At 45.6% G+C, this 14,693-nt stretch carries 13 protein-coding genes; 6 read left to right on the top strand and 7 right to left on the bottom strand.

What is annotated here, in order from left to right; translation table 11 throughout:
• Window positions 1-71: 71 nt before the first annotated feature.
• Window positions 72-401 (top strand): met regulon transcriptional regulator MetJ, encoded by a 330-nt coding sequence (metJ, locus tag JV36_RS0115275; RefSeq protein WP_032094948.1) that lies wholly within the window; start codon window positions 72-74, stop codon window positions 399-401.
• A 204-nt stretch (window positions 402-605) separates the two neighbouring features.
• Here metJ and JV36_RS0115270 read toward each other — a convergent pair whose 3' ends face one another.
• Window positions 606-1,823 (bottom strand): malic enzyme-like NAD(P)-binding protein, encoded by a 1,218-nt coding sequence (locus tag JV36_RS0115270; protein ID WP_032094947.1) that lies wholly within the window; start codon window positions 1,821-1,823, stop codon window positions 606-608.
• A gap of 653 nt (window positions 1,824-2,476) precedes the next feature.
• Here JV36_RS0115270 and JV36_RS0115265 point away from each other — a divergent pair.
• Complete coding sequence (locus JV36_RS0115265) at window positions 2,477-2,791, top strand: hypothetical protein (protein WP_032094998.1); 315 nt, start codon at window positions 2,477-2,479, stop codon at window positions 2,789-2,791.
• Window positions 2,792-3,030: 239 nt separating this feature from the next.
• Here the strand turns inward: JV36_RS0115265 and rpmE are convergent, their stop codons facing one another.
• The gene (gene rpmE / locus JV36_RS0115260; RefSeq protein WP_032094946.1) at window positions 3,031-3,243 is read right to left on the bottom strand and encodes a 50S ribosomal protein L31; all 213 of its coding nucleotides are present in this window, start codon (window positions 3,241-3,243) and stop codon (window positions 3,031-3,033) included.
• 535 nt (window positions 3,244-3,778) lie between these two features.
• On the opposite strand from rpmE, the gene priA reads away from it, so the two are divergent.
• The 4 genes from priA (at window position 3,779) to hslU (ending at window position 8,843) form a co-directional block, all read left to right on the top strand.
• On the top strand, window positions 3,779-5,971 hold the full coding sequence (priA, locus tag JV36_RS0115255; RefSeq protein ID WP_032094945.1) for a primosomal protein N': 2,193 nt from the start codon (window positions 3,779-3,781) through the stop codon (window positions 5,969-5,971).
• A 128-nt stretch (window positions 5,972-6,099) separates the two neighbouring features.
• The gene (locus JV36_RS0115250) at window positions 6,100-6,702 is read left to right on the top strand and encodes an SPOR domain-containing protein (RefSeq protein ID WP_032094944.1); all 603 of its coding nucleotides are present in this window, start codon (window positions 6,100-6,102) and stop codon (window positions 6,700-6,702) included.
• A 145-nt stretch (window positions 6,703-6,847) separates the two neighbouring features.
• Window positions 6,848-7,372: an ATP-dependent protease subunit HslV gene (gene hslV, locus JV36_RS0115245; RefSeq protein WP_032094943.1), complete on the top strand. Its 525-nt coding sequence runs from the start codon at window positions 6,848-6,850 to the stop codon at window positions 7,370-7,372.
• 142 nt (window positions 7,373-7,514) lie between these two features.
• Entirely contained in the window at window positions 7,515-8,843 is a 1,329-nt protein-coding gene (hslU, locus tag JV36_RS0115240; RefSeq protein ID WP_032094942.1) for an HslU--HslV peptidase ATPase subunit, read from the top strand.
• A 141-nt stretch (window positions 8,844-8,984) separates the two neighbouring features.
• Here the strand turns inward: hslU and JV36_RS0115235 are convergent, their stop codons facing one another.
• The 5 genes from JV36_RS0115235 to JV36_RS0115215 form a co-directional block, all read right to left on the bottom strand.
• The gene (locus JV36_RS0115235; protein ID WP_032094997.1) at window positions 8,985-9,941 is read right to left on the bottom strand and encodes an ATP-grasp domain-containing protein; all 957 of its coding nucleotides are present in this window, start codon (window positions 9,939-9,941) and stop codon (window positions 8,985-8,987) included.
• Between the two features lie 255 nt (window positions 9,942-10,196).
• The gene (locus tag JV36_RS0115230) at window positions 10,197-10,391 is read right to left on the bottom strand and encodes a hypothetical protein (protein ID WP_032094941.1); all 195 of its coding nucleotides are present in this window, start codon (window positions 10,389-10,391) and stop codon (window positions 10,197-10,199) included.
• Between the two features lie 46 nt (window positions 10,392-10,437).
• On the bottom strand, window positions 10,438-10,749 hold the full coding sequence (locus JV36_RS0115225; RefSeq protein ID WP_032094940.1) for a helix-turn-helix domain-containing protein: 312 nt from the start codon (window positions 10,747-10,749) through the stop codon (window positions 10,438-10,440).
• Window positions 10,736-13,045 (bottom strand): peptidase domain-containing ABC transporter, encoded by a 2,310-nt coding sequence (locus JV36_RS0115220; protein WP_052010060.1) that lies wholly within the window; start codon window positions 13,043-13,045, stop codon window positions 10,736-10,738. Before JV36_RS0115220 ends, JV36_RS0115225 begins: the two co-directional genes overlap by 14 nt.
• Window positions 13,042-14,295: an HlyD family secretion protein gene (locus tag JV36_RS0115215; protein ID WP_032094939.1), complete on the bottom strand. Its 1,254-nt coding sequence runs from the start codon at window positions 14,293-14,295 to the stop codon at window positions 13,042-13,044. Before JV36_RS0115215 ends, JV36_RS0115220 begins: the two co-directional genes overlap by 4 nt.
• Window positions 14,296-14,693 lie beyond the last annotated feature (398 nt).

Genomic DNA, 14,693 nt, shown 5'->3' with positions numbered 1-14,693 from the left:
AATTGACCTTTTCGTGAACTCGTTTAGAATTTCACTCCATAACATAAATAAAATAAGACCGAGTTAGTACTATGGCAGAATGGAATGGTAAATATATACACCCCTACGCAGAGCACGGTAAGAAAAGCGAACAGGTAAAAAAAGTCACTGTTTCAATACCGATCAATGTGCTGAAAGCGTTAACTGACGAACGCACCCGTCGCCAAATTAATAACCTGCGACACGCAACTAACTCAGAATTGCTGTGTGAGGCATTTCTTCATGCCTTTACAGGTCAGCCTTTACCGAACGATGATGATTTACGTAAAGACAACGGCAACAGAGTGCCTGCAGAAGCAAGAAGAATTATGGAAGAGATGGGCATTGATCCCAGCTTCGAAAATGAGCCTACCGAAGAATAGGGTTGAGCGAATGCACCTAAGTATGACAGTGTGACGCTGTCATACTTGGGTGCTCAATTTAATAAAGCCGCTTTAATAAAAGCGCTTTAATAAAATCAGTTTAATAAGGCCGACTTATCAAAACGTAGCGTCTGTGTTTTACACTCGCTCATACGCCTTTTTATTAAGCCTGTTTCTCAAGCGTAATGGCTAAGACTGAACGTCTTAAATGCCAGCTACCCCAGAGTCTATGGCAGCTTTTGATACTGCACTAGCAATGCGTTCGCACAAGCGGGGGTCCATGGGTTTAGGGATAATGTAGTCCTTTGAGAAACTAAGACTTTTGCTATTGCTCGCGGCAAGCACCTCAGCAGGTACTTCTTCTTTTGTTATGGCGCGCAGTGCCTCAACGGCAGCTACTTTCATTTCATCGTTTATAGCGCTTGCTCGTACGTCTAATGCGCCGCGGAAGATAAACGGGAAGCAAAGTACATTGTTTACCTGATTTGGGTAATCTGAGCGACCGGTTGCCATAATGAGATCATCTCGTACCGCATGAGCGAGGTCTGGCCTGATTTCAGGGTCTGGGTTAGAGCAAGCGAACACGATAGGGTTATCGGCCATAAGCGCCAATGTTTCCGGAGGAAGAAGGTCTGGGCCAGACACGCCCACAAATATATCAGCACCGTCCATGACGTCTTCTAGGGTTCGCTTGTCGGTGTTGTTAGCAAATAACGATTTATGTTCTGTTAAGTCTTCGCGACGAGTGTGTATCACTCCTTTTCTGTCGAGCATGTAAATACGCTCGCGCTGTGCACCGCATTTTATTAGCAACTCCATACAGGCCACGGCAGCGGCTCCCGCTCCTAGACAGACAATTTTGGCATTTTCGATATTTTTGCCCTGAATTTCTAGCGCGTTAAGCATTCCGGCTGCGGTGACAATTGCGGTGCCGTGTTGGTCATCGTGAAAGACGGGGATTTTACAGCGCTTAATAAGCTCTTGCTCTATTTCAAAGCACTCTGGCGCTTTGATATCTTCAAGATTGATACCGCCGAACGTATCAGCAATATTCGCTACCGTATTGATAAACTCTTCGGTAGTTCTGTGCTTCACTTCAATATCAATAGCGTCGATACCAGCAAAACGCTTAAACAGCAGCGCTTTACCTTCCATTACCGGTTTTGAGGCTAGTGGACCCAGATTACCTAAGCCTAAAATAGCAGTACCATTACTGATAACCGCCACCAAATTGCCTTTAGCCGTATACTTGTATGCGTTGTCTGGATCTTCAGCTATTTCTCTTACTGGCTCGGCAACGCCTGGGCTGTAAGCAAGCGCTAAATCATCAACGCTGTCTGCGGGTGTCGATAGCTCAACGCTTATTTTTCCTGGCGTAGGCTTGGCGTGATAATCGAGAGCGCGTTGTCTAAAATCTGACATGTGAAATAGATTCCTTGAGTGTAGGGTTCATGGATATTGCTATATGTTTAAAGGGTAGCGCCTACTGGCCATTTTTTTAAAGGCTAGCTGCATCAAATCCGGACTGTTATCCGTGTTATTTATCTGTGTTATTCTTGCTTGAGCGCACGTGGTAACACTAACACAGGCCATGGTGGTCTACATATCTGATCAGAGTTACTAGGGCGTGCTCTATTGTGCTACTTAATTACGCTAATGGGTCATAATTAATGTAGGTGAGAGAAACTCGTTAGACCAGTAAAAGCAGACTATGTTTGTCATTCATACATATTATGTTTATTTTTTATCTCATATTTCTTCTGTATTTGTACGGTCTTTCAAATAATGAGTCAAAATTAAAATAGCGAGTCAACAAGACCGGCGAAAAGGCGCTTGGCATAGAGCGACCTGGCATTGAATTACCTGACAGTAAGCTACCTGATTGAGAGCCTTCTGATACAGAGAAAACTGTTGAAGAGTTATATACATAGAAACTAGGTATTTAGACGCTAGCTCTTTAAAAGCGACGTTTCAAATAGCTATCCAGTAAAGAGAAAAGCCCTAGCAAATATAAATTCTAATGCTTAAGCTTCGGGCTAGCGGCTTTAATGAATAAAAATGGTGAATGCGAAAATATGACAGAACGTCGATTAATCAGCGAGCTTACTGAGGTTTGCGAGGGCCTAAAAAAACAAGACAATGGCTTTGTTTGGCTCACTCATTTAGGGCACTGGCGCAACCCAGAGATTGTGGCCGTGTTTGACACCGAAATAAATCGCAACCGCGCGCTTGAACAAAACTGGGAGGCGACATTTATAACGCAGGTAGAGATAGCGCTGGAAGGAATTAAGTCTAAGCCTGTATCTGTGCGTTTTGATAGTGAGGAGGCGTGCGCAAAACAAAGCCAGGGAAATTGGGATACGCATTTCGCTAAAAACGTCACTCATTAGGTCTTCATATCTGAGATCTATCAACGCACTGCCAGCGCTCTCTTGTGCTCGCGCACAATTCAATGTTTTCTAGTGCTCGCGCACTGTGATACCTGTTCTCTTTGTCGCTCAATGGCGGTTCTATCTTCTGTTTATGCAGAAGCCCATGGAGCTGGTCATTCAAAAGCTATCTAAAAAGCAGGCAATAAAAAAGCGCCCTAAGGCGCTTTTCCAACTCAATACTTAAAAAAGTACGAAGTTTATTTCTTGCTAAGTGCACCAAAACGCTTCTTGAAGCGATCAACACGACCACCAGTATCAACGTTACGTTGTTTACCAGTGTAGAATGGGTGGCAAGAAGAACATACGTCTAGGTTGATGTCTTTACCCATTGTAGAGCGGATTTTCATTACGTTTCCGCAAGAGCATGTTGCTGTCATTTCAGCGTATTCTGGGTGGATACCTTGTTTCATGGGATTACCTCACAATAAGGCCGTATCGCTATTCAGCCCGAAGCCAAACACCATACGTAACTTAATATTCAAATGATGAGCGGTTCTTAGAACAACCCATCGCAAAAGAGCGGCGGATAATAAAGGAAGCTGCGCCAGCGATCAAGCGCTTTATGAGTTTAAAATATCCGTACTCTTTGTTGTGTCACCTTGATATAGAGCCACTGCACCTGCGCTAACACGCCGCGATTACGAACATTTTAAATCTCGCTGAGTGGGTAACTATCTATGCGGACTGGTATTGTGTAACCAAAGCAAAAAATAGGGTCAAAAAATAGGGTTAGTAAGGTAATCTAAAACTATTTGAGATGGTTTTATGGCAGCGATGAAATCTGTGTTTAAATATCCCATATCTTAACTCTCACGCTAATCGTGAGTATTCATTCTTGTTAACTGTGCTCGTTATATTAGCTCGTCGTATAAGCTCGTCATATTAACGGTTAGCTATCGGGCCTAATAAACAACGAAGACAGTAGCTTTAGAGGTGCGTTCTACCATGGCTTATATTTGTGTTGCGGTGCCAGTGCCTCTGCGACAGTTGTTTACTTATACTTATCATTGCGATTTAGCCGCAGGCGTGAGAGTGCGCGTGCCCTTTGGCCCAAGAAAGCTGGTGGGTATTGTTGTTGACGAGCCAAACAAAGACGCTCCTGAGATAGAGAATGCCGATAAGTTAAAGGCCATAGAGACGGTACTTGATGAAGCTCCCGTCATAGATGCAGTGCTTTTGAAAATGGCACAGTGGCTGTGGCAATATTATCATCATGCACCCGGTGAAGTGCTTCACACCATGCTTCCTGTTTTATTGAGAAAGGGTGAAACAGCGCAAGTATTGCCAGAAGAAAGAATACGGCTGACTGAAACGGGGGAACACACTTCATCTGATGAACTAACACGGGCACCAAAACAAAAAGCATTTTTTGAGGCGCTACAAAAATCCAGTTTGTCAGCGCAGCAAAGTCGAAAGTTATTTGGTGCGCCAGCGGTTAAATCCCTTATAGATAAGTCACTTGCCGAAGTGGTTGATGTAGTGCCTGAAGTGCGAGAGCAAGAATGGCTATCGACCATAACCATTGATGAAAAGCCCATTCCCGATACCGAGCAGTCTGTTGCCATTGCAGCGCTTAATCAGCAGCAGGGTAAATTTGCCGTCAGTTTGCTTGAAGGCGTGACGGGAAGCGGAAAAACCGAGGTCTACTTACAGGCCATCGAGCCTTTATTACAAGCCGGTAAACAAATACTTATACTTGTCCCCGAAATTGGATTGACTCCACAAACCGTGTCTCGCTTTGAGAAGCGTTTCAGTATCGATGTTGGGGTATTGCACTCCCAGCTTTCTGATAAAGCTCGGCTGCGGGTATGGCAGCGGGCAAAATCTGGTGAGTTAGGCATCGTCATCGGAACCCGTTCAGCAATTTTTACTCCTCTTGCTAACCCAGGGATGATCATTGTAGATGAAGAGCATGATGAGTCGTTTAAGCAGCAAGATGGGCTTCGCTATCACGCCCGCGACTTGGCGGCGATGAGAGCGAAACAACACAGTATTCCTTTACTTTTAGGTAGTGCAACCCCCGCTTTAGAAAGCCTTAATAACGCTTTAGGTAGGCGGTACGCCCATTTACACCTTACCCGCCGAGCAGGTGGTGCACAGAATACCCACCAGCATCTTCTAGATGCGCGAGATCAACCTCTGCATTACGGTATATCACAAGCGCTGTTAACCATCATGCGCCAGCATATTAATGCGGGAAACCAAGTGCTGGTATTTGTGAATCGTCGCGGATATGCGCCTGCGTTATTGTGCCACCACTGTGGTGAAACGGTAACCTGCAAGCGATGTGACAGACCTTACACCGTGCATAAGTCGCAAAATCGGTTGCAGTGTCACCACTGCGCCGGCACCAGGGCAATGCCAAGGCAATGTGAAGCTTGTCACAGCGCGTCCCTCGTTACCGCAGGTACCGGCACAGAGCAAGTGGAAGACGGGCTAGCCTCTTTGTTTCCAGATGTTAAGCAGGTGCGTATTGATAGCGATACGGTGCGAGGAAAGGATAAACTTCATCAAACCTTAGATGCCATTAATCGCCAGGAGTATCAATTACTTGTTGGCACTCAGATATTGTCGAAAGGGCATCACTTTCCTCACGTTACGCTTGTGGCCGTGCTTGATTGCGATGGTGCCTTGTTTAGCGCCGATTTTAGAGCGCCTGAAAAGTTAGCACAGCTAGTCACTCAGCTTGCAGGGCGTGCAGGAAGAGCCAGCAAGCCCGGCGAAATGTGGTTACAAACTCACAACCCCCACCATCCGCTGTTACAAGATTTAGTGAATAACGGCTATGGCCATTTTGCCCGCCATGCATTAATGGAGCGAAAGGCGGCAGGGCTACCTCCTTATATCAGTCAATTTGTGGTGCGCTGTGAAGCTGCTGACAGTGCGTTGGCGTTTGCCTTTTTAAGTGGAAGCCGCAGTGTGTTTGCGGCGAGCAACAATGACATAGAAATGAGTGGCCCTTTTCCATCGTTAATAGAAAAACGACAGGGGCGCTTTCGGTTTATGTTGATATGCAGCCACAACAAGCGGGCTCCACTTCATAGCGTATTACGCCAGTCACTGCCGTTTTTGCAGGCACTGCCTCAGGCGACAAAAGTGCGATGGTCGGTGGATATTGACCCAACAGATTTCAGTTAGCTTGTTAGCGAGCAATACGTTAAAATTCGCATTACAGTACATATCATCACAGTACATATCATCAAAGTACATAGCATTAAATGCCAAATTTGGTGTTTTAGCGACAACATGTAGGAATATTGCCAACTATGGCTCAACGCGATTACGTCTCCCGTGGACGCTCACAAAAAAATAAAAAAACGCCCAAGAAAGCGCCAGGCAATGCCAATAGTCGTGCCAATAGCCATGCGAGCAGCCGACAGTCGAGTGCGCCAAGCTTACATACGCTTCCGGTTTTTAGGATTGCGATAATTATTGCCCTTGTCCTCGGCTTTGGTGTGTTTTTATGGTCAATTAAAGATAACGTTGAAGATGATGTGGATACCCAAGCTGCCCGTCCTGTCGCACCAACAGAAGAAGCCTTACCCAAGTTACCTGAAGAAGAGTGGGAGTACATTAAAACCCTGCCTGGCTATGAGGTAGAGGTGGATGTGCAGGCTCAAGAAAAGTCTGATAAGCGCTATCTTATGCAGTGCGCGTCGTTTAGAACCCGTGCCCAAGCGGAAGAAATGAAAGCGAAAATCGCATTTCAAGGTTTAGAGGCGCTCATCCGTCAAAGTACGGGAAGTAACGGAGACTGGTTCCGCGTTATTTTAGGTCCGTTTGAGTCTAAACGAGATGCAGAAAAAGCGAAGCACAGCCTTCGCAAAGTCAACATTGCCACCTGTCAAATTTGGTATTGGAACTTATAATAGATAAATCAGGTAAGCGTACAAACCCTCCAGCCCCTTGAAATTATAAACCGTCCCCCCACTTAAGGTTTATAGAATTGATAAGTTGCTGCCGCTCAGGTTCTATCTAAGCGGCATCAACTCCCAGCCAAAACGGGGAATTAACGTGACAACGATTGTATCTGTACGACGTGGAAATCAAGTGGTAATGGCCGGTGATGGTCAGGTATCACTAGGAAATACTGTGATGAAAGGCAATGCTCGTAAAGTGCGCCGCTTGTATCACGACAAAATATTAGCTGGGTTCGCTGGTGGTACCGCCGATGCATTTACCCTGTTTGAACGTTTTGAATCTAAGTTAGAGGCACATCAGGGCCATTTAACAAAAGCGGCCGTTGAGCTGGCCAAAGATTGGCGAACCGACAGGGCGCTTCGAAAGCTTGAAGCACTGCTCGCAGTGGCCGATGAGACCGCATCGTTTATTATCACTGGTAACGGCGACGTCGTTCAGCCAGAAAACGATCTTATTGCGATAGGCTCTGGTGGCAACTTCGCCCAAGCTGCGGCAACGGCGATGTTAGAAAATACCGAATTAAGTGCTAAAGACATCGCTGAAAAGTCATTGACCATTGCGGGCGATATTTGCGTATTCACTAACCATAGTCAGACGGTAGATGTTCTAGACTACTAAGTTAATAGCGTACTAATTTATCAGCATAGTAGTGCACTAGACTGGCAGTAACGAAGCTGTTGCTACTTTTTAACTGCGCGAACCGATACGTCGGTGTTTTCATAGCGCGCGGACCGAGCATGTTTTATAAAAGGGTTTATTCATGTCTGAAATGACACCAAGAGAAATTGTCCACGAGTTAGATCGTCATATTATCGGTCAACAAGATGCCAAGCGTGCTGTATCTATTGCGCTTCGCAACCGCTGGCGCAGAATGCAGCTAGAGCCTGAGCTGCGTCAAGAAGTGACACCTAAAAATATTCTTATGATTGGGCCAACGGGCGTGGGTAAAACCGAAATCGCTCGCCGTCTGGCCAAACTTGCCAACGCACCTTTTATTAAGGTAGAGGCGACAAAGTTCACCGAAGTGGGTTATGTGGGTAAGGAAGTCGAAACCATTATTCGCGACCTTGCCGATATCGCCGTGAAGATGACGAAAGAAAATGAAATGAAGAAAGTGAAATTCCGCGCTGAAGAAGCTGCTGAAGATCGCATTCTCGACGCGTTGTTACCACCGCCAGAAGACGCATGGGGTAACAAGGAAGAAGTAGAAGACCGCGGCACACGTCAGGCATTTCGTAAAAAGCTTCGTCAGGGTGAGCTAGATGACAAAGAGATAGAAATTGACGTTGCGCTTCCACAGGTAGGTGTAGAGATAATGGCGCCTCCTGGTATGGAAGAAATGACAAACCAGCTTCAAGGTATGTTCCAAAACCTGTCTGGTTCGCAAAAGAAAAAGAAAAAGCTGAAAATTAAAGACGCGTTTAAATTGCTGATTGAAGAAGAGGCGGCGCGCTTAGTTAATCAAGAAGACTTAAAGGAAAAAGCCATTGAGTCGGTAGAGCAGCACGGTATTGTGTTCGTTGATGAAATTGACAAAATTTGTAAGCGCGAAGGCAATAATTCTGGCGACGTGTCGCGAGAAGGTGTACAGCGCGACTTGCTGCCTCTCGTTGAAGGTTCCACGGTATCAACCAAGCACGGTATGGTAAAAACGGACCACATCTTGTTTATTACCTCTGGTGCATTCCAAATGAGTAAGCCCTCGGATCTTATTCCTGAGCTTCAAGGCCGTTTGCCCATTCGCGTTGAATTATCGGCACTGAAAGTGGGTGACTTCAAACGGATTCTTACCGAGCCAAGCGCGTCGCTTACTCAGCAGTATATTGCATTAATGAAAACTGAGGGGGTAACTGTAACCTTCGACGATTCAGGAATTCAGCGTATTGCAGAAGCGGCGTGGCAGGTCAATGAACGTACCGAGAACATAGGCGCTCGTCGTCTTCATACCGTGCTAGAGCGTTTAATGGAAGATATCTCCTATGATGCATCGGAGAAAAGCGGCGAATCATTTGTGATTGATGCCGATTACGTTAATAGCCACCTAGAAACATTGGTAGATAACGAAGACCTTTCACGCTTTATTTTGTAATTAAAGCAAAAGCCTGCCAATAGGCCTAACGAGAAACTTAACAAAACCCAGCTGCTAACAGCTGGGTTTTTATTGGGTCTTTGACTATTATAGACTAAACACATGCCTGCGGACGGGTATAAGCTACAGCAATGTCACAACCTACATAGTTAACAAGTTTAACAGCCTACCCGTGATGTCTAAGCCAGTGTCGCGCTCTACTTTTAGGTAAAAAGGGCTCGGGTTCGCTTCTAAGAAAAAGTAAGTATCTTTGTTGGTCTTGCGCCAATCAATAGCGCACCAATACATGCCAAGTGCCTTGCATATTCTTACCGCTAAGCGTTTGATGTGTTGGGGTATCACTGTAATTACCGGCGTTGCACCATCGTCGTTTCTGTAATCCAACTCATCTGAGTCGATGCGCACACTAAGTACTTCATTACCTAATACGTAGCTTCTAATATTTGTACCGCTGATATATTTTTGAAAAGTAACCGGACGCTGCGATAGCAAGGTTGTCAGCAACGGTCGAAGATGTTCTGTTTTATTAACAAACTGAGCTACTTTGCCGCCCCGTACCGGTTTATAAACGACCTCCTGCAAATTACTGCAAAATTGCGCAGCAGCCTCAGGCGCATTGCCCACGAAAGAGTAGGGGATATTCGCTCCTTGCTGCGACGCAATACTCAACTGCATGGGTTTGCATTGATGCGAGCGAACGGCGTCTATAGAGTTTACCCATCTGGTGCCATGGTATGTAAACCAGCATAAAAGTGTGCTCGACAACTCTTGTTCAATCCACATGGCTTGTGCAGATGTTTGTTGCAGGTTTTTAGGTGCTGAGGAAGAACCTGGGTCTGCTGTCATGGTCTTTGTAGGAATGTACTGGTGCCAGTACACCGCCTTTATCTCTGAAAACATCACCCTTTGTTTGGGTATAAGCCGAGGCGATGCAAAATGCAGATAGCCTTCGTTGCAATCGGGGTCAAAACTAATGGTCCACTGGCTGCCAAAATAGGCAGTATTAGCAATGAAATAGGGTGTGTTTTGTTGGGTAAGCGCGCTCGCCAAATGAATGAGCTGCGGGTCGTTCTCGTCGCCAATAAGTCCAATGTACATGCGATTTCCTTTTTGCATGAAAATGTAAAAGCGCTGAAAAATATCACGTGCATCACGCCCTTTTTTGCGTCGATACCTGCGTAAACTCATGCATTCAAGAGCGGCATTTAAGTGGAACATCTAAGTGCAGCTTCTAAGTGAAGCATTTAACTGCAGCAATCAAGTGTTGCAAATGGCTGCACAATTCAGCGCATTGGTTACTGCCTAGCTGCGCTTACAACAACTTGAACGCAGTTAGGCAGGTATTACGTAGGGTTAGGCAAGTATATCCGGTAAGGTACCGCCGCCTTCACCAATAGCCATGGTGATATAAACCGGCTCCTTATAAATCGGCAGACTGGGTAAACTAAAGGTGGGTGGTTTTACACCTTCACCTTGATATGTCCGGCCGCCTGATACAACAAATAGTTGCTCTTCTGCTAGTGTTACGGCTTGTTGTTGGTCTTTCATTGGTTACGCTCCTTGTATTAGCGTGGTTTAAAATGAGGTCGTCGCGCTAGTGCGAGACAACTTCGCGGTAAAGGGTTCTGAAGCAGCCAGCGATAAGTGCAGTCCGACTGGTGATATTGAGCTTTTTATAAATATTGGCGCAGTGAAATTTCACCGTTCGCTCACTGATAAACAGCTGATCTGCAATCAGCTTGTTCGAGCATCCCCCCATTATTTTGTGAACAACCTGAAGCTCTCGTTTTGACAAACATTTTATAGGGATAAGTGTGCCGCTTGACGTAATGCCCTGGGCCTCAACCTGCATTCGCTCAGATTCGGTCATTAGGACGTTGCTTTCTCTTACTTCATGTATTTTCATCGGTGTTCTCCATGGGATTTTCTATAGGCTTTGTTTCTTCAGTTGAGGGTGGTAAAAGCTGTAAACTGGTATGTGTTAATCGGTAAACGGTATCTGCAATGGCGATCGATTGAGGGCGATGTGCAACCATAATACGAGTGATATTCAGCGCGCTAAGATGGCGATTAATGCTTTCCTCGTTTGCCATATCGAGATGGCTACTTGCTTCATCTAAAAATAAAATGTCTGGGCATTGGTAAAGGGCTCGAGCTAGCAATAGGCGCTGTTTTTGTCCGCCGCTTAAACTACTCCCCATATCTCCCACCAATGAGTGATATTGCATAGGCATCGACGCTATTTCATCGTGAATACAGGCTAGCTGAGCGGCATGAATAATCTGCTCTAAACAGGGCGTTTCTGAAAAGCAGCTGATGTTATCGGCAATGCTGCCATTTAAAAGGGTGTCCTCTTGTAACACAGAGGCTATCTTGCACCTTTCATGCTGCGTATTGTGATGCTGGTGGCTAACACTACCTCCAGAGGGTGCGTATAGCCCCATAAGGCATTTGATAAGCGTGCTTTTTCCGCTGCCACTGTCTCCGGTAATGGCAATAATGTCGCCGCGGTGCACCGCTAAATTAATGTGTTTGAAAACAGGCTCACTTGCTTCGCTGTACTGAAAACTCAGGTTTTTCGTCAGTAGCGCCGTGCTGCGACTCTTTGTGCTAGTCGGACTGTCTAAAGTAATGCTCGCGCTTCTCGATGTTTCAGCTTGCGCTGTTTCTATACAGCTGGCTTTAATACCACTGGCTTTGGAGTTATCGAGTGCTTCACGTTTTTGAGGTTGGTGGCTCTGAGGATAAAGCTCTGCCGAAGCCCCAAGGGAGTGAGTGGCGGGTTTAGTTAGCACAATATCGCCCAAGCGAGTAAAGTGAACGCTCAGCATCTTAAATTCAATAATGCTATTGATGGCGCCATCTACGGCGCTGGTAAAGCGAACTTTGTAGGCAATAAAAGCCAATAGCATTCCAATGCTCATGGTGCTGTCAATCACAAGCAGAGCGCCGGCATAAATAACCGCAAGATTCTCAAGGCCAAACATGGTTTTGTTCACTGCGTCATTGCCAATGTTCAGCTTGCCCAGACTAATATCTTTATTTAACGTGGCAACAAGCTTGTTTTGCCAATGACTGTGGCGCTGCACTTCTTGGTTATATACCCGAATGGGTAAAATACCGCGCATACTTTCAATGAAGTGACTTTGCTCCGTTGCCGCTAAGCCAATTCTTTCTGTTGTTAACCGTTTCATAAACGAAAGCACGGCGAGGCGACAGGCCACATACAGCGCCATTACTCCAACAACTAACGCGGTAAGCTGTATGGAATACACCGCCATGACCACCAGTGTGATAACGGCTAATAAACCATCGAGCAGAGCGGTAACAACCCCAGTAGTTAGAAACTCTCTTATCTGTCCTAGTGAGCTGAATCGAGAGACAACATCTCCCACATGGCGTTTGGCAAAATAGTCTAAAGGTAGTGAAAGAAGGTGCTTAAAAACGGATGCGGAAAGCTGTAGCTGCAAGCGCATAGACACAGATAATACGAGTAGTTTGCGCAATACATAAGTGAATATCTCAATAAGTAGCAACAAGGCAAAGCCAAGGGCTAGCGCATTGAGAAGCGCATCATTACTGTAAACCAGCACATCGTCTACTACGGTTTGCATATAGTACGGGCTGGCCAGTACAAAAAGCTGCAGTAAAATGGACAGCGCAATAAGCGTAACGAGATTGCGCTTGAAACCAATAGCGTTGACGAAAAAGTCTTTGAGTGTGAGCGTAGGCGCGGTACTCACTGGCGCAAAGCTGTCAGTAGGAGAGACTTCAAGGGCTATGCCCGTTATTGACTTAGAGGCCTCGCTGAGCGTCAAAGTACGCTTTCCCTGTGCGGGGTCGTTGATAGTGACTCTGTTATTATCAACGTGGGTTAACACAACGAAATGTTTCATCTCCCAGTGCAAAATGGCGGGGCAAGTTAACTGGCGCAAATGGTCTATTTCGATTTTTAGCGCACGGCACTGCAGGCCAACATGTTGACCAATACTCATTACATCAAGTAGTGTGCACCCGCGCATCGATACTGACATGGATTGACGAAGATGGTTGAGGTCTCGTTTGTCACCGTAAAACTGTGCAATCATATTCATGCAGGCCAACCCACATTCTGCCGCTTCACTTTGCAAAATAAGCGGTACTCTGGTTTTTTGGAAAAACGAGATATTGAGTGGTGTCCTTGCTTGCGTGAACATGCTCATAGCCTCCCTGAAAGGCTATAAAGCGGCTCTAACAACCACTCTATGAGCGTGCGCTGACTTAGCTCAATATCGGCAGAAAATGTCATTCCTGCTTTTAATTGAATATGTTCACCATAGGCCACAAGCGTTTCGTTAATAAGCTCGGCAGTCACCAAATAAGCAGGCTCGTTTGCAATGACCGGGGCGTCGTTTAATTCGCCAGGTAAGATTAAGGTTTTCGAGATGCGAAGAATATGACCCGACTGCATACCAAACTTTTGATAGGGAAACGCATCGTAACGAATGTTGAGTGCTTGTCCTTCGTCGATAAATCCAGCTGAGTGAACGGGAATTAACATATGGGCCTGCATGGAAGAAGATTTAGGCACTAAAGTGAGCAATAGATTATGACTTTTTATATCGTAGCCGGATTTGATATGCAGGCCCGATACAATCCCTCCTTGAGGCGCATAAATAGTTTCTTCATTAGTGTTGTGATGAGCCACTATCTGTTGATTCAAATCGCTGAGCGCATTTTGATAATTCGCTAGTTCATTTTTCTGCTGCATGGGCAGAGATGCTCGCTCCTGAGTCAGCGATGAAATCTTATTGTTCGCAGTATTTTGGTTTTGAAGGGCACGCTTTAGCTGCTCTTCGCTGGCGAGCTTTCTTAAATTTTGTTCTTGATAAGCAATGTGACTAACGTGCCCATCGTGATAAAGGGATTGAGTGTTCTCAAAGTGAGTCAGCGTAACGTCGTACTGTGAGCGTGTTATTCTCGTGATGTCTTGAAGTTCTACTCGCTCATTTTTTGCATGGGTAATCGACACATCGAGCTTATGCAAGGCATTGCTATGAAGGGTGTGTAAGCGCTCGATAATTTCTTGTGTTCTTTTTTGCTTTTCTTCTAATTCCCTTAGAAGCCTTTCGCTTACCGGAGCCCCGAACGCATTTTTATTGCTGTAACTCACCCTTAAAAGCGGTGCACCGCGCTTAACATACTGACCTTCTTTAACGAAGATATCTGCTACCTGTCCTCCGCGTGGGTCGGCGTAGAGTTTGTATACACCACCATGGGGCTCTAACCACCCCTGAACAGAGGCCTTTCTGGCGTAGCTGCTTTGCATCAGAAAAACAATAACCACCATTAACCAAATGACTAATACTGCGGCAATAACCATGAAAGCTGGTTTTGGTGTCATCAATAAACGACCGGTAATGGCCGTCGATTGATGAGCAATTGCTTCCTTTCGGAATAATCCCTTTCTCATTACTGCTCCTTTTTCCCTACGCTGAGGTGTATCAAACAGGGCCTATTCCGTGTGATTAGCTAACCGAATATGCCTTGGTAAAAAAGGTATCTGGCTGTCTCTTCCTTGCAGACGGTTTATCCCTGGCATCCCATTCCATGACGCCTCCCTTATTGCTGCCAGATACCTTCTAGTCATCGTTGTTGCGACGACACATAAACTTTAGGTGATTGATTAGTGGTGTGTAATTTAGCGAAAGCCCAGGGCTATGAAGGTCAATAAAAATGGGTGTTTGGCTCATTTTTGAAAAGCGTGGCGCAAAAATAGATAAGAAAATTTGTAAAAAGCAGCAAAGATTGACCTACATTAAATAACAAGTAGTCATAGATCTGTATAAAGAATGTGCTATAAAAACATCA

Source organism: Alteromonas sp. LOR (assembly GCF_000753865.1).
Taxonomy (GTDB): domain Bacteria; phylum Pseudomonadota; class Gammaproteobacteria; order Enterobacterales; family Alteromonadaceae; genus Alteromonas.
Note: the sequence above shows the minus strand (reverse complement) of the source record. Positions and strands in the feature narration are given on the sequence as shown.